Consider the following 18632-nt stretch of genomic DNA (forward strand, 5'->3'; position numbering starts at 1 on the left):
GTCTTTATTTTTACTGATTAGCCAAGCTACACAGCGAAGCTCAACTAAAAAGTTCTTTGGCCCTCGGAGAGCCGCCGGAGGCATTATGCCTTTGCGTCAGCCTCGTCCTTAGCGCGGATCTCAGCACGCTTGATCTTGCCACTGATGGTCTTGGGCAATTCAGCCACGTAATCGATGATGCGCGGGTATTTATAAGGTGCGGTAACCTTCTTAACGTGGTTCTGCAATTCCTTGGTCAGTTCGTCGCTGCCTTCGTAGCCGGGAGCGAGAACAACGGTGGCTTTTACAGCCTGACCGCGCACATCGCAGGGGACACCGGTTACGGCGGCTTCTACAATGGCGTCATGGGTGATCAATGCAGATTCAACCTCGAAGGGTCCGATGCGGTAACCGGAACTCTTAATCAGGTCATCGGTACGGCCGAGGAACCAGTAATATCCGTCCTCGTCCATCCAAGCCTTGTCACCGGTCTGGTAGTAACCGTCGACCATGACATTTTCGGTCTTCTGAGGCTCATCAAGATATCCGGTGAACAGCCCAACGGGACGGGGATCAAGCTTGACGCAGATCTGCCCTTCTTCACCGGGCGCACAGAGATTACCTTCGGTATCGATAAGCGCAATATCCCAGCCCGGACAGGGCTTGCCGATGGACCCCGGTTTGGGGGTCATGTTGGGGAAAGTTGCTATCTGGAGCACTGACTCGGTCTGACCGTAACCTTCGTAGAGGGGCAATCCGGTGGATTCTTTCCAAGCTTCAAACACGGAAGCATTAAGCAGTTCACCTGCGGTGGTGCAATGCTTGAGCGCGGAAAGGTCGTACTGTGAAAGATCTTCGCGGATCATGAAACGGTATACTGTAGGCGGTGCGCAGAAACTGGTGACCTTGTTGTCAGCCAGAACACGCAGCAGCTCAGAAGGCTCGAACTTGCCCCGGAAATCCCAGACGAATACCACAGCACCAGCCATCCACTGACCGTAATATTTACCCCAGACAGCCTTACCCCAACCGGTATCAGCGAGGGTCAGGTGAACATCACCGGGCTCAAGATCATGCCAGTAAGTACCGGTCACATAGTGACCCAGCGGGTAGTTGTGAGTATGCTCAACCATTTTCGGCTGTCCGGTGGTACCGGAAGAGAAAAAGATAAGCAGGGAATCATCACCGCCAGCGCAGTCTGACGGACGGGTGAAAGAATCGGAAGCTTCATCACAGACGGTTTCGAAATCGAGCCAACCGTCATGCAGAGCACCTTCTCCAGCTTGAACCATTACTTTAAGAGAGGGACAGCTCTTGTGAGCTTCATCAGCACGGTCAGCCACGGAATCTTCAGCAATGATGCCTTTGATCTTGGCGAAATTCACCCGGAATTGAATATCCTTCACAGTGAGCAGGTTAGGAGAAGGAACGGGCACAGCACCGATCTTGTGACAGGCCAGCATGGATACCCACCAATCTATGCGGCGGTAAAGGATGATCATGATACGGTCACCCTTTTCAACTCCGGCCTTGCTTAACGCATTGGCGAGGCGTGCGGACTTCTTGGAAAAAAAATCGAAATCTTTTTCAGTGCGGGTGCCGTCCGGCCCGATGTGGATCATTGCCAAGCGGCTGGGATCTTCAGCGGCAATCTTGTCCACGCAATCAAAGGCAAAGTTGTAATTCTCGGGAACTTCGGTCTTGTATTCGGCACAGAACTCTTCGTAAGAGCCGTATTTCTGCTTTTCCATTATCTTAAATCTCCACGGAGGATAGCTTTGTATCCTGATATTTGCTGTTGGTTGACGTTAAACTCTCAAATGTAAAAACCGTGTTTTTTACCGCAGGCCGCGTGTACACCTCTGAGCAGCAACTGGCGACCTGTAGCGTGACATCCAAAAATAAATATCTATTTATTTTTTTTAAAATCCATTTAGATGAATTTTATGGGTGCCACGCTAGAGAATGACGTCCAGCATGCGAGCGGATTTGCCGTCAAGACCTCGCAGGGCGTGGGGAGTATTGGAATCAAAGTAGAGGGAATCGCCTTCTTCAAGCTCAAGCACGGAATCGTCGAGCCTAAGCTCAAGACGTCCTTCAAGCACGTAAATGAACTCCTGCCCGCGATGGGTGGTGAAATTCATCTCGGAAACCTCTTTGGACGGCACTTCGACCATGAAAGGTTCCATGCGACGTCCTACGAATGTAGAAGCGAGATTTTTGTAATCGTAGTCCTTGCGGCGGTCTACATTAAGACCTTTGCCGTTGCGCACCAATGCATAGTTGGTCAGGTGTGCCTCGCTGCCGGAAATCAGCACAGTCAGGCTGACTCCGCAAAGGTGAGCCACATCCATCAGGTAACTGACCGGGATTTCAACTGTGCCTGATTCGTACTGCTGGGCACGTTCAGGGGTAACCCCGACCTTCTCGGCCAGTTCTTCAACGCTCATGTCCATTGCATCACGCAGGCCGACAAGCCTCGGTGCAATTTCTTTATAAGCCTGTTCGTTACTCATAGTTCCTCCATTTGCCTCCGGCGGCTTAAACCATTTTGCAAAAAGGTTTATTTCACTGTCGCTATCCCTAAGGCTCGCGTAAGACCGCTTATCTAAGGGCTAGTGCAAGAATCACAAAACCTTTTATTTCGGCTTCGCCGCTTTTGGCGATAAATTTACCTATCAAAAAAGGGACCTTGCCGGAGCAAAGCCCCTTTGCTTTTTTATGCGTCAGGGTAAAGCTCTGCAGCCATATCCCGGAGTTTGTATTTCTGAATCTTGCCGCTTGCGGTCATAGGATAAGCGTCAAGAAAAGTAATGTACTTGGGAATCTTGTAGCGGGAAATCTGACCACGGCAGTAGTCGATGACATCCTGCTTGGTCATTTCCACACCATCCTTAAGGATGATGAAAGCGCCGACCTGCTCCCCGTACTTTTCACTGGGCACACCGGCAACCTGAACATCGAGAATACCGTCCATGGTGTAAAGGAATTCCTCAATTTCACGGGGATAAATATTCTCGCCGCCACGGATGATCATATCCTTCAGGCGTCCGGTTACATCAACATACCCTTCCTCATCCATGGTTCCGAGGTCACCGGAATGGAGCCAGCCGTCCATATCAATGGTGGTATTGGTGGCTTCAGGGTTGTTGTAGTAGCCCTTCATAACGTTGTAACCACGGCAGCAGATTTCACCTGTTTCACCGTTTTCGCACATCTCACCGGTTTCCGGGTTGATGATGGCGACTTCGATTTCAGGCATGGCCCGCCCGACTGTTTCGGTCCGGCGCTGTACACTGTCGGTCATGCGGGTCTGAGTCATAACCGGGGAAGCCTCGGTCAGACCGTAACAGATGGTAATGTCAGTCATGTTCATCTTGTCCATAACCTTCTTCATGACCTCGATAGGACAAGGCGATCCGGCCATAATACCGGTACGCAAAGAAGAATAGTCGAACTTGTCGAACAACTTGTGCTCAAGAATGGCAATAAACATGGTCGGAACACCGTAAAGCGCGGTGCACTTTTCCTGATCAACGGAAGCCATGACCAGCAACGGGTCAAATCCTTCAAGGATGACCATGGTAGTGCCGTGGTTCACTGCCGCAAGTACACCGAGAACACAACCAAAGCAGTGGAACAGGGGCACAGGCAGGCAAAGACGGTCACCGGCCTTGAAGCCCTGGTTCTCACCGATCCAGAACCCGTTATTCCCGATGTTGTAGTGGGTCAGCTGTACTCCTTTGGGGAACCCGGTGGTTCCGGAAGTGTACTGCATGTTGACTACGTCATGAGGATCGAGAGAGGCCTGACGTACTTCGTAATCCTCTTCAGTGGTCACTGCGGAAAGGTTGATAACCTCAGCCATGGAGTACATGCCGCGGTGCTTTTCCTGACCGAGGAAGAAAACCCTTTTGAGGTCAGGGAACTTTTCGCTCTTGAGATAACCGCGTTCCTGGGTCTTAAGTTCGGGAATCAGCTCATATGCAGTCTGAAGATAATCAATCTCCCTGAAACCGTCGATGATGACGAGGTTTTCACACTCTGACTGCTTGAGCAGGTATTCCAGCTCGGTGGTGCGGTAAAAAGTGTTAACGGTCAGCAGAATGGCCCCGATTTTGGCAGTAGCAAACTGCAACGCCACCCAGTAAGGCACGTTGGTAGCCCAAACAGCAACCTTCTCCCCTTTTTTGATCCCGAGAGCCATAAGCCCCATGGCCAAATCATCCACCAACTCTCCGAATTCACGGTAGGTCAGGCGAAAATCGCGGTCCACATAAACAACGGCTTCCTGATCGGGGTATTTTTCAACAGTTTCATCCAGCAACGCCCCGAGAGTAATTTCCCTAAGATGTGATTGTTCCATAAAAATCCCCTCTTATTCCGGGAAATAAAGTACCGCGTAAATATCACACTTTTCATTGCCCTCAGCAGCAACATAGTGCGGAACCACGGAATTGAAATAAACGCTGTCGCCGGCTTCCAGCACACTTTCTTCCTTGCCGTAAACGACCTTGAGCTTACCGGAAACGACAATGATGAATTCCTCACCTTCATGAGAGGTCAGCTTGGCTTCCCCGTCCTCAGGCTGGATTTCAATGAAAAAAGGTTCCATGTGACGGTCGCTCTTGCCTTTGGCAAGGGAGAAGTACTTCATGGAAGCCGCCTTCTCCTGATCGGAATGCATGGCAAACTCTTCCTTGCGCTCGCCAAGCTTGACGATAAGGGGATCTTTGCTGACCTGATCGTCAAGGAAAGTGCCGAGTCTGACGCCAAGGGCTCTTGCAATCTTAAGTAGGGGACCTAGGGAGGGATATTTTTCTTTTTCTTCTACGGCTTCAAGGAAATCAACTCCAAGGCCTGTGCGTGAGGAAAACTCTTCAAGGCTAAGGCCCTGTTTTTCCCTGAATGTCTTAATACGATGTCCTACTTTTGCTGTGCTCATAACTCCCTCTACTTGTCTAAGCCCGTTTCTACGGCATTTTGATAAAACTACAAAAAAAAGCTAAAAATGAGTACTTACATTAATGTCGATCACTTGTCATCAACCTCATAATGCAACACCATTTTTTAACAATCATCAAAACGAAAGACACCCTAAATCTTCCATCAAGAAAAATGAAGAACAAAATTAGGCATTAACAGATTTCTACCCGCTTGTCCTGTCGCCAATTATAATTGTGCGTCAATACTAAATTTTGTTAGTAGAATTTTTTGTAAATATTATCTATAGTGCGCATAAATAACAGGAAATCAAAAGGGACTATAAATGGCTGCGGCAGAACAAAACTCAGGAAGACAAACAATCAAGGGTGTCTTTTCCAGTCAGAATGTACAAAAGATCGGTACTGGTACCACTGTGCGCCGGACCATCAGCAAGATGTACTGGATGGCTGAGGAACTCAATCCTGAAAATGTTGAAGTGCAGGCCTTGAACACAAGTTACATTCCCGCCGGACCGAAATCAGTTGTCCCCATGGAAGAATTTCTTTCCAAATACTCGCCTGAACCTGAGTTTTACGTATCCACGGTCTACCCCAAAATGCAGGAACTAAACTCCACCATTACACGTGGGGAAAAAGCAAGACAGGCCGGAGCGACCTACAGTGCAGAATTCGAATTCCAGAATGCACTTGGTGTCGATGAGGATAATGTTAAAGCAAACTTCGGTCTCGGATTGACCTACATGGAGCGCGGCGAATCCAACAAGGCCAACGATATTTTCAATAGGCTGGTCAAGCTTGATGCAGCTTTCCAGACCGAACACAAGCACCTGTTCAATGAATTCGGCATAAACCTGCGCAAAACAGGCATGCAGGATCAGGCTATTGACTACTACGAACGGGCGCTTGAAATGACCTCCAACGACGAGAACCTGCATTACAACATTGCCCGGGCCTATTTTGAAAAAGGCGTACTGGACAAATGCTCCGCTCATCTGAAAAAGGCTCTTGAATTGAATGGAAGTCACGAAGAAGCATCCAAGTTTCTGGAATTTCTCAAAAAGCACCATCCCGAACAGGCCAATTAAGCACTCCGATATCAGCAAATTTTAAATCCCCTTCCATCAGATGATGAAAGGGGATTTCTTTTTAGCTATTTTTTCTCAATCAAAGCTGAGTAGAAAAATTCATGCAGTTCCGAATCAGGCGGAGTGGTCCACTCTTTAAGCGGCAACGCATCCTTGTGCCGTTTGAGGAAGGCTCCGATCTGCCCCTCATTCTCATCCGGATTAAGGGTACAGGTGATGTAAGCCAGCCGCCCGCCCCTGCGTATGGTTTCCCATGCGTTGTCCAAAATGCGAGACTGCAGATGGACCAGAGAATCAACATCTTCAGGGGTGCGCTTGAACTTGGTGTCCGGCCTGCGTGAGAGCACGCCCAGCCCGGAGCAAGGCACATCAAGCAAGGCAGTACCGATGGACTCTTTTGCCAACGGCGGATTGATTGCAGAAGCACGGAAAGCAGCAACCGAAGGAACTTCCCTCTTCAATGCCGCCAGTCTTCTGGCATGGGGATCACTGGCAATGATAGGTGAAATTTTCTTGGAATGGAGAAACCTTGATTTCCCGCCACGACCGGAACATCCATCCCAGACCGGTGTAGGCCATTCGGAAGGTTCCAGCACGGAAAGAGCTTCGCGGGCTGCGTAGCTCTGACGAATTACAGACTCTTTCAAATCCTTGAATGCCTGCGGCCAGTAACCGGAATAAAAGGCAAATGCCTGACCGTCAGAGGCGATATAATCTTCCTCTTCCAGCAACTGCTCGGCAGCGGCTTTAGCCTTGCTGTTGTCGGTATCAAGAACAAAACCTGCGGCAGGAGGACAAATCTGGGCTTCAAGGTACTGCTCGGCCCTGTCGCGGCCATAACTGTCCACCCAAAGCTCTACAATCCACTCCGGACAGGAGTAGTATGCGGAAAGAAATTCAATCTCGGTCTCGCAGTGTCGGCGAAAGAAATCCTCGTCTGCACCGTCTTCAGCTAAACGGGCAACCTTGCGCAATACCGCATTTGCCAGACCGCCGAGCTTGCCATGTGAAAGACGCTTTGCGGAATCAACTCCCCAGTCCACAGATGCATAAGCCGGGACATCCATATGCAGGATTTCATAGGCAGCCATGCCCAGCACACGCAATATCGGAGCGGGCAAGCCGTCAGGACGGGAGAGGAAACAATTCAGTACGGCCTGCAGCCTCAAGCGCATACGCAGGTATCCGTAAAGAATTTCGGTTACAAAACCGCGATCTCGGCCATCCAGCTTTGCCGCTGTAAGCGCACTATCCAATACAGCCTGAGCATCTGCCCCGCCGTCAAGGGCACGAGTCACGCATTCATAAGCGACTCCCCTTGGCCCGGGTAAGGAATTTGTTTTCTTCATCAGCTGGTTCCCGGCTTAAAGCCCGGTAAGAGGGGTCAGCGCAACATTCTTATCCGCATCTGCGGGAAGTTTGTCTTCCTTGATAAAACGGCGCAGCGCATTCTCTACATCGATGAGGGAAACCTGTGTATCAAGACAAGGACCGTTGGGACGCTCATTGAGCACACCGTAAACCGGAAGCGGATAGGTATCCTGAATACCGCTGGCAAGGTCACGCTCACAGGCGATGGCAATGATCATACGCGGACGGTTCTGCACAACCAAACGACGGGCAATGGTCCCCCCGGTGGCTACGTGGAAATGAACCCCGTATTTATCACGAAGTTCCAACAATCCCTTGATAGTGCACAGACCGCAACGCTTGCAGTTATTGATGTCGTAGGTCAGGCGCATATCGCACCGGCTGGCCTGCAGGCAGTGCGGAGTCAGGATCATGATCTTTTCGGGATCAAAACGACCTACTTCGGAAAGAACCAGTTCGTTGTTGACCTTGATAAAAGAACCACGGATCTTGCGTTTGGAAAGCCCGAACACACGGCCCAGAATAGTCATTAAGGGCAGAAAAAGCTTAACGCTAAGCCCGCGCGCCTTCTGTGAAAAGGGAAAGGTGCGCTGGAGCACAACGTTGGTAAGCAGGCCGACATAGCCCCAGCCGACAAGCACTATGAGTGCGAAAATGAACAGGCCCCAAGCCCACGAAACCCAAACACCGAAAGAATCCAGTCCGGCATAAGGCACATACCAAAGCAGGGCCAAAAACGCACAAAGCAGTACGCAGGTTCCAGTAATCAGGCCAATGAACAGACGCTTTTTGTTATCTTTTTCTACACTCATCTATAAAATCCAAACCGGGCAGCGAGCCGCCCGGTAATTTAACATTTATTCATATAACCGCACATGAAGGCCTTGCCGTCCATCTCTTTCTTTCCGGCAGGCTTGACCTTGGATGCGAGGTAAATTTTATCTTGGCAGGCGATGCCGAGCATACCGTCGTACTCGCCGACGATAGTTCCGGGCGCGTGATCACCAACCTCTTCTTCTCCGGGCTTGCCGGGGGAAAGCACAAGGCGGATTGGTTCTTTGCCTTCCTGAGTCCAGAAGTAATAAGCTCCGGGCCACGGATACATGCCCCTGATCTTGTTATGAACTTCCTTAACAGGAAGATTCCAATCAATCAGTCCTTCTTCCTTGCTCAGCTTTTCGGCATAAGTGGCAATGGCATCATCCTGCGGCATAATGGTCAACCGACCATCCTGATAGCGCAGCAGGGTTTCCATAACCAGCGGACCGCCCATGTCGGCCAGTTCATCATGAACCTTACCAGTGAAGTCATCCCAAGCAATACCGAGAGCCTGCTGAACCAGAATGGGACCGGTATCAAGGCCCGCTTCCATCTTCATGATGGTGATTCCGGTAGCGTGATCGCCATTGGCAACAGACCGGTGAATGGGTGCGGCTCCGCGATACTTGGGCAGCAGGGAAGCATGAACGTTGATGGGCATTATTGCGGGGATATCCAGCACAGACTGAGGCAGGATAAGCCCGTAGGCTGCAACAACCAGAAAATCAGGCTCCAGCGCACGCAGTTCATCAACGTCTTTTTCGTCCTTGAAATTCAAGGGCTGGTAAACCGGAATGTCATTCTTAAGAGCAACATCCTTTACAGAGGAACAACGCAGCTTATGCCCGCGACCGCAAGGGCGGTCCGGCTGGGTATAAGCTGCAATGACCTCACATCCGTCCCATTCCACGAGATACTCGAGAATGGTGGACGCAAAGTCCGGTGTTCCCATAAAAACTATTCGCCAGCGCTTTTCAGCCATTTTTTTACCTTCTTATCGTACATTGCACGTTTCAGGCGGCCTACACGGTCGACAATGAGTGTTCCATCCAGATGGTCAATTTCATGCTGCAGCACAATGGCCAGAAAATCATCTGCTTCAATACGGATGTCGTTACCTTCAAGGTCAGTACCAGTAACGGTGACTGTCTCGTGGCGCTTGATCACGCATTTGAAACCGGGGCAGGAAAGGCAGGCTTCCTCGGAATCCACCTTCTGGCTGCTCTTTTCAACGATTTCAGGGTTGATGATAACCTGCAGGTCAGTGCGCTCTTTAGGACCGGAAGGATCAATAACTATCAGACGTTTCTGAAGTCCGACCTGCGGGGCTGCAAGGCCCACGCCGTCATCTTCGTACATGGTCTCGATCATGTTATCGATGGTCTCGCGAAGTTCAGGAGTAACTTCTTCGACCCTTGCGCAAACTTCCTTCAAAGAAGGTTCAGGATAAGCTAAAATATCTAATTTCATATATATTGGCCTCCGGCGGCTATTCAAAGACGCCTTCAGCGGGACCAAAGGGGTTAGTCCCCTTTGGAATCCCTGATGGTTTATTATTTGTTATGCTTCTTTCTTTTCACGAATGCGGATACCGAGCTCACGGAGCTGGGTAGCGGAAACGCCTGCGGGCGCTTCGGTCATCAGGCAGGTGGCCTTCTGAGTTTTGGGGAAGGCGATAACGTCCCTGATGGATTTCGCTCCGCACAGAATCATAATAAGTCTGTCCAGACCAAAAGCAATACCACCGTGAGGAGGTGCACCGAACTGGAGAGCATCCATGAGGAAGCCGAACTTAGCGCGTGCTTCTTCTTCGTCGATACCCAGAGCAGCAAACATCTTTTTCTGCATTTCGGGGGTATGAATACGGATAGAGCCGCCACCAACTTCGTAACCGTTCATAACAAGGTCGTATGCACGGGCGAGAGCTTCAGCAGGTTTGTCACCCAGTTCGTCAATCTGTCCTTCCTGCGGAGAGGTAAAGGGATGGTGACGGGCAACGTAACGTTTTTCGTCAGCGTTGTACTCAAGCAGCGGGAAGTCGGTAACCCAGAGGGGTGCGAACTTGGACTCGTCGATGAGTTCAAAGCGCTCACCAAGCTTGATACGCAAAGCTGCAAGAGCGGCGTTGACGATGTCGGCTGCTCCGGCCTGGAAGAAGAGGATGTCGCCGGGCTGGCAGTTGGTGAGTTCACGCAGCTTGGCGCACTCTTCTTCAGAGAAGAATTTAACAATGGGAGACTGCCATTCGCCGTCTTCCTTAACCTTGATCCATGCAAGGCCCTTGGAGCCGTAAATTTCAACGAACTTGGTGTATTCGTCGATTTCCTTACGAGAAAGCTCGGCACCGTTGGGAACACGCAGGATCTTGATCAGCTCGGAGCTGGCAAAAACCTTGAAATCGGAACCCTTGAAGATATCGGTAGCTTCCTGAAGCTTGAGATCGAAACGTACGTCCGGCTTGTCGCAACCGTAATCGCGCATAGCGTCAGCGTAGGTCATGCGGGGGAAAGATGCAGGAAGTTCGGTTTCGATGGTCTCTTTGAAGACGGTGCGAACCATTTCTTCTGCCATACCCATGACCTGCTCTTCGTTCACGAAGCTCATCTCGATATCAATCTGGGTGAACTCGGGCTGACGGTCGGCACGGAGGTCTTCGTCGCGGAAACATTTTACGATCTGGAAGTAACGGTCCATGCCGGAAACCATGAGCATCTGTTTGAAGAGCTGCGGGGATTGCGGCAGGGCGTAGAAATCACCGTTGTTCATACGGCTGGGTACGAGGAAGTCACGGGCACCTTCAGGAGTGGACTTAGTCAGTACCGGAGTCTCGATTTCGAGAAAACCGAGATTGTCGAGGTAACGACGAACGGACTGTGCAGCCTTGTTGCGCAGGATGAAGTTCTTGGCAAGCACGGGGCGGCGCAGGTCCAGAAAACGGTATTTAAGACGCAGCATTTCGGAAGCGTCGGAACGGTCTTCAATGGCGAACGGGGGAGTTTCAGAAGTGTTGAGCAGCTTCCACTCATCAACAACGATCTCGATATCACCGGTGGTCAGGTTGGGGTTGCGCATACCGTCGGGACGTTCGCGAACTTCACCTTTGATCGCTACCACATATTCGGAACGGATAGCATGTGCGCGTTCGTGAGCATCAGCATTGTGCTCGGGGCTGAAAACAACCTGGGTAAGACCTTCACGGTCACGCAGGTCAATAAAGATCAGGCCGCCGTGGTCGCGGCGGAACTGTACCCACCCCATGATCAGGACTTTTTCACCCAGGTTTGCTGCAGTAATCTCGTTACAGCTGTGGGTACGTGTCCAGTCGCCAAGAGGTTCAATCACCCGGTATTCGTCGTAATCGCGTTCTTCAATTTGTTCAGACATTTTTAGTCTCTCCCGATATTATTTGAAATTTTCTACTTAAAATCTATTACTTGAAATAGTCGGTACGGCTGACAGTTTCCTGCTCACCGCCTTCGGCCATATCCTTGATGGTGACCGTTCCGTTTTCAAATTCGTCCGCACCAAAGATAAAACACTTCTGTGCGTTAATTTTATTGGCATAGCGCAGCTGGGCTTTCATGCTTTTGGCATCGAAACCAACTTCGCCTTTAAGTCCGGAGCGACGCAGTTTTTCTCCGAAAATGAGTGCGTCCTTGGCAGCTCTTTCATCCACAAGAGCCACGTAAAAATCTGCAGCCGGCTCAAACTCACCTTCCAACAGCATGGACAGACGTTCCATGCCGCAGGCAAAACCGATTGCCGGAACCTTCTTGGGTCCGCCAAGCGATTCTACCAGACCGTCATAACGACCGCCTCCGGCAACAGCTGTCTGAGCTCCGATATCCCCCGAAGTTACTTCAAAGGCTGTGCGCTGGTAGTAGTCCAATCCACGCACAAGACGGGGATTAAGTGTATATTTAAGTCCAGCCTCGTCAATCAAGGCGATGACGGTATCAAAGTGAGCACGACACTCTCCGCAAAGGTGATCCGGAAGTGTAGGCGCATTCTCGGTAAGGGCCTTGCAATTCTTGCTTTTGCAGTCCAGCACTCGCAGAGGGTTTGTGTCCATGCGACGCTGGCAATCCTCGCAGAGCTGCCCCCGGTCAAGAGAGGCCAAGAAATCCTTCAGAGCCTGATTGTACTTGGGACGGCATTCAGGACAACCAAGGGAGTTCAATTCGAAAGAAAGTTTTTCCAAACCGATATTGCTTAAAAAGGAAGAGAGCATAAGCAAGACTTCAGCATCGGCCTGAGGTTCAGCTGCTCCGAAAATTTCTGCATCAATCTGATGGAACTGACGCATACGGCCAGCCTGCGGCCTTTCATACCTGAACATCGGGCCGAAGGTAAAAAATTTGCTTACCTTGCCCGGCTGGTAGATTTTATTTTCCACGTAAGCCCGCACAATACCTGCAGTAGCCTCGGGGCGCATGGTCAGGGAGCGACCCTTGCGGTCAGGGAAAGTGTACATTTCTTTCTGGACAACATCGGTTTCCTCACCGATGGAACGACAGAAAAGTTCTGTTTTTTCCAAAATAGGTACTCTCAGTTCACCATACCCATATGAAGAAAAAACATCCCTTGCGGTCTTCTCCATGAACGCATATCTTGCACTATCCTCTGGAAAGAGGTCTGCAACACCTTTGATTTTCTGTATTTTTGCCATCTCTCTTCTCTTTGCGAATTTCCGGGGAATGCTGATATTTGTAGTCCGCCCCCGGCACGGAGCGTGGAACCAAATTTCGTTAGTCCATTATCATATAAATGTCAAAAACCATTGCGGCGACTCGGTCATTCGACCAAATCCTCAAACAGCTATGAAAGAACCAGATGCATTGCGCAAGCAAAAAAATAGGAACTGTGCGTATATAGCAGACGGCACTTTATCAGCTGTTTGGTTGCTAATTAGTCTAAGCTGCGGCATTAAAGCCACAGGAGATTAAACATTATGGAAATGATAACTTCACAGGATTACCAGGAATACATCGGCCCCAATGCGGGTAAATACCTTTTCAATTTCGCCAAATTTCAGCAGTTGCATGACGGCTTCACTGTAACTTGGCACTGGCCCGCGTTCTTGTTCGGGTTCTGGTGGTTCCTATATCGAAAAATGTACTTCTGGGCCGCAGTTACCTTTCTGATCGGCTTTCTGCCCTTCGGCAACTTCATTGCCCAGATCGGCTACGGCATGAGCGCATATTTTTTCTATTACCGCGACTCCACTGCCAAGATCGGGGCAATTAAATCCACCGCCCCGGTTGGAGGAGCCTCAATAATCATGCGCGATACCGGAGGGGTGCACGGCTGGGTTAAGATTGTCGGCCTGATCTGCTTTTTCCTGCAGCCGCTCTGGATTTTCTTCATGTCCCTTTTCTTTGGAAGTGCCTTCATTTTTTCTTTCCATCAAGTTATGGTATAAGGAGAATAGACACTTATATTTGAAGGGGGGTTCTTAAATGAAGACTATCTCACTCAGACTGATCTGCTCGTTATTTGTGGCGGCAATATCGATCATGCTGCTTTCCGCCAGCGACTGCCTTGCCCAGAAAAGGCTGGCCCTGCTAATCGGGAACTCAGCCTACACCAAAATCGGGGCACTCAAAAACCCGGTGAATGACGTTGTAGCCATGAACCGTTCTCTCAAGAAAGCCGGCTTTGATGTCATAGTGGTCAAAAATGCTGACCGCAACACCATGGGCCGGGCCATTGATGATTTCGGAAACAGACTTAAAAGTTACGATGTGGGATTGTTTTATTTTTCAGGACACGGACTGCAGGTCAACGGGATCAACTATCTCTGCCCGCTGGGCATGTCCGTTCAGGGACAGTCCGATGTACAGTATGAAGCTATTGATGCCGGAAAAGTACTCGCAAAGATGGAAGATGCCGGAAACAGCATGAACATTGTCATACTTGATGCCTGCCGCAACAACCCCTTCAAGCGCAGCTTCCGCTCCATGCGTAACGGTCTGGCCCAGATGGATGCCCCGACAGGATCATTCATCGCCTTTGCGACAGCCCCGGGCCAGACAGCCCTTGACGGTCGCGGCAACAACAGCCCTTACGTAACCCACATGCTCAACAACATGAACAGCAAGGGGCTGACCATTGAGCAGTTCTTCAAGAAGGTCCGCCAAGGAGTGCTCAAGGACACCAGCCGCAAGCAGGTTCCGTGGGAATCTTCCTCGCTGGTCGGTGATTTCTACTTCTCCGGCAAAGGTTCTTCCGGTTCGTCTTCATCACAGGCTTCAAGCCAGTCTACAACAACCCAGCAGCAACAGACTCCGCCCCCGGCTCCCAAGCCGAAACCAAAGCCCAAGAAGAACAAAGACGAACAAGTCATGGATATGTTGTTAAATTAGTCTGAAAAAGAATAAGGCCCGGTTAACCGGGCCTTTTTTTATTATCTTTGCAGCAATCTCTCTCCTGCATCCACCGATCTGGTCACCCAGACGTTACCGCCGATGACCGAGCCTTTGCCGATAGTCACGCGGCCGAGGATGGTAGCCCCAGAGTAGACGATCACATCGTCTTCCACAATGGGGTGGCGGGGAATACCCTTGATCAGATTGCCTGAATCATCCTGCGGAAAGCTTTTCGCCCCGAGGGTCACGCCCTGATAGAGACGGACGTTGCGACCGATAATACAGGTTTCACCGATAACGGTTCCTGTTCCGTGGTCGATGAAGAAATGCTCGCCCACCTGTGCACCGGGGTGAATGTCGATCCCGGTTTTGGAATGAGCCATCTCACCGATAATGCGCGGAATGAGGTCCACGTTCAGATTGTAGAGCTCATGGGCAATACGGTGGTGGGTCATGGCGATGATACTGGGGTAGCAGAAGATGGTCTCACCCGGACTCTTGGACGCGGGGTCACCCACATAAGCTGCCTGCACGTCAGTCGCCAGCAAACGGCGGATTTCCGGCAGCTTCATCATGAACTCTGAAGCGATGCGCTGGGCATCGGCCTCACAGTTGGTACAGTTAAACTCATCGGCCTTGCAGAAAAAACAATGTCCGCGCAGAATCTGTTCTTCCAGAATCCGGTAAGCCGCATCAAGGTTGCCCCCGATGTGGTAGCGCATGGTTTCGGGACGGATTTCGGAATCACCGAAATAACCGGGAAACAGTACCGCCCGCAGCCTTTCCACAAACTCTCCCAGTGCAGAAATAGAAGGCATGGGACGGTCATGTTCAGGCATGTGATAAACTGTCTGATATGACTCTTCCTCGCACAAGGCGTCCACAACCTTCGTCAGCACGGAGCCGCCGATTTTACTAACCATTTTTTAAACCTCAGTCCTTGAACAAAGCGGTGCTTAAGTAACGTTCCCCGGTATCGGGAACAATAAAGACCACCAGCTTGCCCTTGTTTTCTTCACGTTTTGCGATCTCCACAGCCGCATGGGCCGCTGCCCCGGCTGAAATACCGCACAAAATTCCTTCTTCCTGAATAAGCCTGCGGGACATGGAGATGGCATCCTCATCCGCAACCTTGACGATCTCGTCAATGAGTTCAGTACGCAAGACTTCAGGAACAAACCCGGCTCCGATGCCCTGAATACCGTGCGGGGAAGGTCCGCCGCCGGACAGGACCGGAGATTTTTCCGGTTCAACCGCAACAATCTTAATTGCCGGATTGCGTTTCTTCAGCTCAGCACCGACTCCGGTAAGTGTGCCTCCGGTGCCGACTCCGGCCACAAAAATATCAACCTTGCCGTCAGTATCTTCCCAGATTTCATTGACGGTTGTATTACGGTGGGCCAGCGGGTTGTCCGGGTTATCAAACTGCAACGGCAGGAAAGCGTTCGGATCTGCTGATGCAATCTCCTTGGCCTTATTCACGGCTCCGGTCATACCCTGTGCAGCCGGAGTCAATACAAGCTCGGCACCGAACCCCTTAAGCAGGTCCTTGCGTTCCTGACTCATGGATTCCGGCATGGTCAAAATAAGCTTGTACCCTTTCACGGCACAGACAAAAGCCAGCCCGATTCCGGTATTACCACTGGTCGGTTCAACAACGGTTGCGCCCGGCTTGAGTGCGCCGCGCTTTTCCGCTTCCTCGATCATGGAAACGCCGATGCGGTCTTTAACCGATGAGCAGGGATTAAAAAATTCCAGTTTGGCAACAACCTGCCCTGCACAACCTTCAGTGACTTTATTCAACTTCACCAGCGGAGTATTCCCAACCAGTGAGATCATGGAATCATGTATGTACATTTTAAACCCACTTGATATTGTTTTTCTAAACTCCTGCCTCAATTCAATGCAAAAAGCAAAATATGGGCGAAATTTTACCCTAAATAAAATTTCGCCCTTTAAATCTTAATGATCGTGATCGTCTACCCAGTCGAGACCTTCATCTCCGCGACGGAAGGGAGACATTTCGCGCAGTCTGCTGATGACGGGCGGCAGTTCCCTGAGCACGAGGTCGATGTCTTCGTCGGTGTTATAAGTGGACAGGGAGAAGCGGAGTGAACCGTGAGCATAAGTAAAAGGCACACCCATGGCCCGGAGTACGTGTGACGGTTCGAGGGAACCGGAAGTACAGGCCGAACCGGAACTGGCAGCAATGCCGAACTGGTCGAGCATAAGCAGCATAGCCTCACCTTCAATATACTTGAAGGCAATAGACAGAGTGTTAGGCAGCCTCATTTCCTGATCACCATTGATGATGGCATCGGGAATTGCAGCCATGAGACCTTTTTCAAGGCGGTCACGCATTACACGTACACGGGTGTTTTCGTCATCGATATGCTTGGCGGCAAGCTCCATGGCTACACCGAGACCTACAATACCGGGCAGGTTCTCGGTTCCGCCGCGCCTGCCGTGTTCCTGATGCCCGCCGAGCATAAAGGGACGGAAGGGAGCATTCTTACGCACAAACAGAGCTCCGATTCCCTTGGGGGCGTGAATTTTGTGTCCGGAAAGGACAAAGTAATCCACGGGAAGCTTCTGAAGATCAATTGCAATTTTGCCTACAGCCTGAACAGCGTCAGTATGGAAAAGCACACCGTGCTTCTTGGCGATCTCAGCCATTTCCTGAATAGGGGAAATCACGCCGGATTCATTATTGGCGTACATGACTGAAACAAGGGCGGTGTCGGGACGGAAAGCAGTACGGTACTGGTCCATATCAAACCTGCCCTTGGAATCAACCGACAGGTAGGTCACAGCATACCCTTTACGCTCATAGTGCTTTGCAACGTTGAGTACCGCCGGGTGCTCAACACGGGTGGTGATGATGTGACGCTTTTCGGGCTGTGCTTCGAGGGCGGAAAAGATAGCAGTGTTATCGCCCTCGGTACCACAGGAGGTAAAGATGATCTCATCGGGGTCACAGTTCAACCCGGCTGCAACTTTCTGACGGGCCTGCTCCATGAGCATGCCGGACTGTCCGCCGAGGCGATGCATGGAGGAAGGGTTACCGTACTCTTCAGCAAGCAGAGGCAGAATTGCTTCACGCACCTCAGGTGCGACCATAGTGGTGGCGTTGTTATCAAGATATGCTGTCATAACTAGGCCTCCTGCACACTGATTTCAGGTTCCACGGTTTCCTTCAGACGACGCTCAACAAAATCCTTAAGGGTTCGTCCGCTGGAAGGACAGCCTACACAGGCACCGCGCAGGGAAACGATTACTTCGTGACCGTCAATATCGATGAGTTCAATATCACCGCCGTCCTTATTCAGGGCCGGACGGATTTCTTCATCAATAACCTTGGTCACCAGCTGGAAGCGCTTGATGTTGGTCAACTTTGCAGGCTTTTCCGGTTCAGGTGCAGGCTTGGCTGCTTCACCGGTCAAGACTTCAGTAATGATCTCTTCGATGCGACCATGACATTCCTCACAACCGCCACCGGCCTTGGTGAAGTTGGTAACTTCCTCAAGAGTGGTCAGCTTGTTTTCCTTAACTGCACGTATAATCTGGAGGTCGGTTACACCGAAGCACTTACAGACAATTTCACCTTCCGGTGCCGGAGCTGCTCCAAGACCGCGATACTTGCGAATGGCGTCCTCAAGGGCTTCCTGCCCCATTACTGAACAGTGCATCTTTTCCTTGGGCAGCCCGCCAAGGGCCTCGGCGATATCCTTGTTGCTGACCTTGGCTGCTTCATCGAGAGTCATGCCCTTAATCAGCTCGGTAAGTACGGAGCTGGAAGCAATAGCACTGGCGCAGCCGAAAGTCTGAAACTTCGCGTCCACGATGCGTTCTTCATCATCAATTTTGAGAAACAGCCTCAGGGCATCACCACAGGAAAGAGAACCGACTTCGCCGATGGCATCCGCGTCTTCAATTACCCCGACATTCTTGGGGTTGAGAAAATGTTCTTGAACCTTACTAGTATATTCCCACATATTATCCTCCGCATCTCTATTGCGTGAATCTGGTTTATAAGAAATATCTTAAGCATACCCTCTTCCGTG

Annotated in this window: 17 protein-coding genes; 3 read left to right on the forward strand and 14 right to left on the reverse strand. The window is 50.7% G+C overall.

The window, feature by feature from the left end:
* Positions 1 to 83: 83 nt before the first annotated feature.
* From ACKU40_RS14795 to ACKU40_RS14810, 4 genes are all read right to left on the reverse strand, one after another.
* The gene (locus tag ACKU40_RS14795) at positions 84 to 1730 is read right to left on the reverse strand and encodes an AMP-binding protein (RefSeq protein ID WP_320173565.1); all 1647 of its coding nucleotides are present in this window, start codon (positions 1728 to 1730) and stop codon (positions 84 to 86) included.
* Between the two features lie 207 nt (positions 1731 to 1937).
* Positions 1938 to 2495, reverse strand: a complete 558-nt coding sequence (locus ACKU40_RS14800) for a cupin domain-containing protein (protein ID WP_320173566.1) — start codon at positions 2493 to 2495, stop codon at positions 1938 to 1940.
* 203 nt (positions 2496 to 2698) lie between these two features.
* On the reverse strand, positions 2699 to 4345 hold the full coding sequence (locus tag ACKU40_RS14805; RefSeq protein WP_320173567.1) for an AMP-binding protein: 1647 nt from the start codon (positions 4343 to 4345) through the stop codon (positions 2699 to 2701).
* A gap of 12 nt (positions 4346 to 4357) precedes the next feature.
* Complete coding sequence (locus ACKU40_RS14810) at positions 4358 to 4924, reverse strand: XRE family transcriptional regulator (protein ID WP_320173568.1); 567 nt, start codon at positions 4922 to 4924, stop codon at positions 4358 to 4360.
* A gap of 324 nt (positions 4925 to 5248) precedes the next feature.
* Between ACKU40_RS14810 and ACKU40_RS14815 the strand changes: the two genes are divergently transcribed.
* Complete coding sequence (locus ACKU40_RS14815) at positions 5249 to 6010, forward strand: tetratricopeptide repeat protein (RefSeq protein ID WP_320173569.1); 762 nt, start codon at positions 5249 to 5251, stop codon at positions 6008 to 6010.
* Between the two features lie 65 nt (positions 6011 to 6075).
* Here ACKU40_RS14815 and ACKU40_RS14820 read toward each other — a convergent pair whose 3' ends face one another.
* The 6 genes from ACKU40_RS14820 to hisS form a co-directional block, all read right to left on the reverse strand.
* Positions 6076 to 7359: a transcription antitermination factor NusB gene (locus ACKU40_RS14820; protein ID WP_320173570.1), complete on the reverse strand. Its 1284-nt coding sequence runs from the start codon at positions 7357 to 7359 to the stop codon at positions 6076 to 6078.
* A 15-nt stretch (positions 7360 to 7374) separates the two neighbouring features.
* Positions 7375 to 8193 (reverse strand): DUF116 domain-containing protein, encoded by an 819-nt coding sequence (locus ACKU40_RS14825; RefSeq protein ID WP_320173571.1) that lies wholly within the window; start codon positions 8191 to 8193, stop codon positions 7375 to 7377.
* 38 nt (positions 8194 to 8231) lie between these two features.
* Positions 8232 to 9182 (reverse strand): methionyl-tRNA formyltransferase, encoded by a 951-nt coding sequence (gene fmt / locus ACKU40_RS14830; RefSeq protein WP_320173572.1) that lies wholly within the window; start codon positions 9180 to 9182, stop codon positions 8232 to 8234.
* On the reverse strand, positions 9158 to 9670 hold the full coding sequence (gene def / locus ACKU40_RS14835; RefSeq protein WP_320173573.1) for a peptide deformylase: 513 nt from the start codon (positions 9668 to 9670) through the stop codon (positions 9158 to 9160). Before def ends, fmt begins: the two co-directional genes overlap by 25 nt.
* Before the next feature lie 90 nt (positions 9671 to 9760).
* Positions 9761 to 11584, reverse strand: a complete 1824-nt coding sequence (gene aspS / locus ACKU40_RS14840) for an aspartate--tRNA ligase (protein ID WP_320173574.1) — start codon at positions 11582 to 11584, stop codon at positions 9761 to 9763.
* A gap of 46 nt (positions 11585 to 11630) precedes the next feature.
* A complete protein-coding gene (gene hisS, locus ACKU40_RS14845; protein ID WP_320173575.1) occupies positions 11631 to 12869 on the reverse strand; it encodes a histidine--tRNA ligase in 1239 nt (412 codons plus the stop codon).
* 282 nt (positions 12870 to 13151) lie between these two features.
* On the opposite strand from hisS, the gene ACKU40_RS14850 reads away from it, so the two are divergent.
* Both ACKU40_RS14850 and ACKU40_RS14855 read left to right on the forward strand, forming a co-directional pair.
* Positions 13152 to 13622 carry a DUF2628 domain-containing protein gene (locus ACKU40_RS14850; protein WP_320173576.1) on the forward strand — a complete coding sequence of 157 codons (471 nt, stop codon included), beginning with the start codon at positions 13152 to 13154 and terminating at the stop codon, positions 13620 to 13622.
* Positions 13623 to 13659: 37 nt separating this feature from the next.
* Positions 13660 to 14565, forward strand: a complete 906-nt coding sequence (locus ACKU40_RS14855; protein ID WP_320173577.1) for a caspase family protein — start codon at positions 13660 to 13662, stop codon at positions 14563 to 14565.
* A 41-nt stretch (positions 14566 to 14606) separates the two neighbouring features.
* Here ACKU40_RS14855 and ACKU40_RS14860 read toward each other — a convergent pair whose 3' ends face one another.
* The 4 genes from ACKU40_RS14860 to nifU all read right to left on the reverse strand — a co-directional run bounded on the left by ACKU40_RS14860 (position 14607) and on the right by nifU (position 18563).
* On the reverse strand, positions 14607 to 15491 hold the full coding sequence (locus ACKU40_RS14860; protein ID WP_320173578.1) for a serine acetyltransferase: 885 nt from the start codon (positions 15489 to 15491) through the stop codon (positions 14607 to 14609).
* Between the two features lie 10 nt (positions 15492 to 15501).
* Positions 15502 to 16425: a cysteine synthase A gene (gene cysK, locus ACKU40_RS14865; RefSeq protein WP_320173579.1), complete on the reverse strand. Its 924-nt coding sequence runs from the start codon at positions 16423 to 16425 to the stop codon at positions 15502 to 15504.
* Positions 16426 to 16530: 105 nt separating this feature from the next.
* Positions 16531 to 17721 (reverse strand): cysteine desulfurase NifS, encoded by a 1191-nt coding sequence (nifS, locus tag ACKU40_RS14870; RefSeq protein ID WP_320173580.1) that lies wholly within the window; start codon positions 17719 to 17721, stop codon positions 16531 to 16533.
* A gap of 2 nt (positions 17722 to 17723) precedes the next feature.
* Positions 17724 to 18563, reverse strand: a complete 840-nt coding sequence (nifU, locus tag ACKU40_RS14875) for a Fe-S cluster assembly protein NifU (protein ID WP_320173581.1) — start codon at positions 18561 to 18563, stop codon at positions 17724 to 17726.
* Positions 18564 to 18632 lie beyond the last annotated feature (69 nt).

The organism is Maridesulfovibrio sp. (genome assembly GCF_963666665.1).
Classification (GTDB): domain Bacteria; phylum Desulfobacterota; class Desulfovibrionia; order Desulfovibrionales; family Desulfovibrionaceae; genus Maridesulfovibrio.

Excerpts from the sequence above, each read along its gene's own strand:
- ACKU40_RS14795 (WP_320173565.1), bottom strand. The coding sequence starts at position 1,730 with ATGGAAAAGCAGAAATACGGCTCTTACGAAGAGTTCTGTGCCGAATAC.
- ACKU40_RS14800 (WP_320173566.1), bottom strand. The coding sequence starts at position 2,495 with ATGAGTAACGAACAGGCTTATAAAGAAATTGCACCGAGGCTTGTCGGC.
- ACKU40_RS14805 (WP_320173567.1), bottom strand. The coding sequence starts at position 4,345 with ATGGAACAATCACATCTTAGGGAAATTACTCTCGGGGCGTTGCTGGAT.
- ACKU40_RS14810 (WP_320173568.1), bottom strand. The coding sequence starts at position 4,924 with ATGAGCACAGCAAAAGTAGGACATCGTATTAAGACATTCAGGGAAAAA.
- ACKU40_RS14815 (WP_320173569.1), top strand. The coding sequence starts at position 5,249 with ATGGCTGCGGCAGAACAAAACTCAGGAAGACAAACAATCAAGGGTGTC.
- ACKU40_RS14820 (WP_320173570.1), bottom strand. The coding sequence starts at position 7,359 with ATGAAGAAAACAAATTCCTTACCCGGGCCAAGGGGAGTCGCTTATGAA.
- ACKU40_RS14825 (WP_320173571.1), bottom strand. The coding sequence starts at position 8,193 with ATGAGTGTAGAAAAAGATAACAAAAAGCGTCTGTTCATTGGCCTGATT.
- fmt (WP_320173572.1), bottom strand. The coding sequence starts at position 9,182 with ATGGCTGAAAAGCGCTGGCGAATAGTTTTTATGGGAACACCGGACTTT.
- def (WP_320173573.1), bottom strand. The coding sequence starts at position 9,670 with ATGAAATTAGATATTTTAGCTTATCCTGAACCTTCTTTGAAGGAAGTT.
- aspS (WP_320173574.1), bottom strand. The coding sequence starts at position 11,584 with ATGTCTGAACAAATTGAAGAACGCGATTACGACGAATACCGGGTGATT.
- hisS (WP_320173575.1), bottom strand. The coding sequence starts at position 12,869 with ATGGCAAAAATACAGAAAATCAAAGGTGTTGCAGACCTCTTTCCAGAG.
- ACKU40_RS14850 (WP_320173576.1), top strand. The coding sequence starts at position 13,152 with ATGGAAATGATAACTTCACAGGATTACCAGGAATACATCGGCCCCAAT.
- ACKU40_RS14855 (WP_320173577.1), top strand. The coding sequence starts at position 13,660 with ATGAAGACTATCTCACTCAGACTGATCTGCTCGTTATTTGTGGCGGCA.
- ACKU40_RS14860 (WP_320173578.1), bottom strand. The coding sequence starts at position 15,491 with ATGGTTAGTAAAATCGGCGGCTCCGTGCTGACGAAGGTTGTGGACGCC.
- cysK (WP_320173579.1), bottom strand. The coding sequence starts at position 16,425 with ATGTACATACATGATTCCATGATCTCACTGGTTGGGAATACTCCGCTG.
- nifS (WP_320173580.1), bottom strand. The coding sequence starts at position 17,721 with ATGACAGCATATCTTGATAACAACGCCACCACTATGGTCGCACCTGAG.
- nifU (WP_320173581.1), bottom strand. The coding sequence starts at position 18,563 with ATGTGGGAATATACTAGTAAGGTTCAAGAACATTTTCTCAACCCCAAG.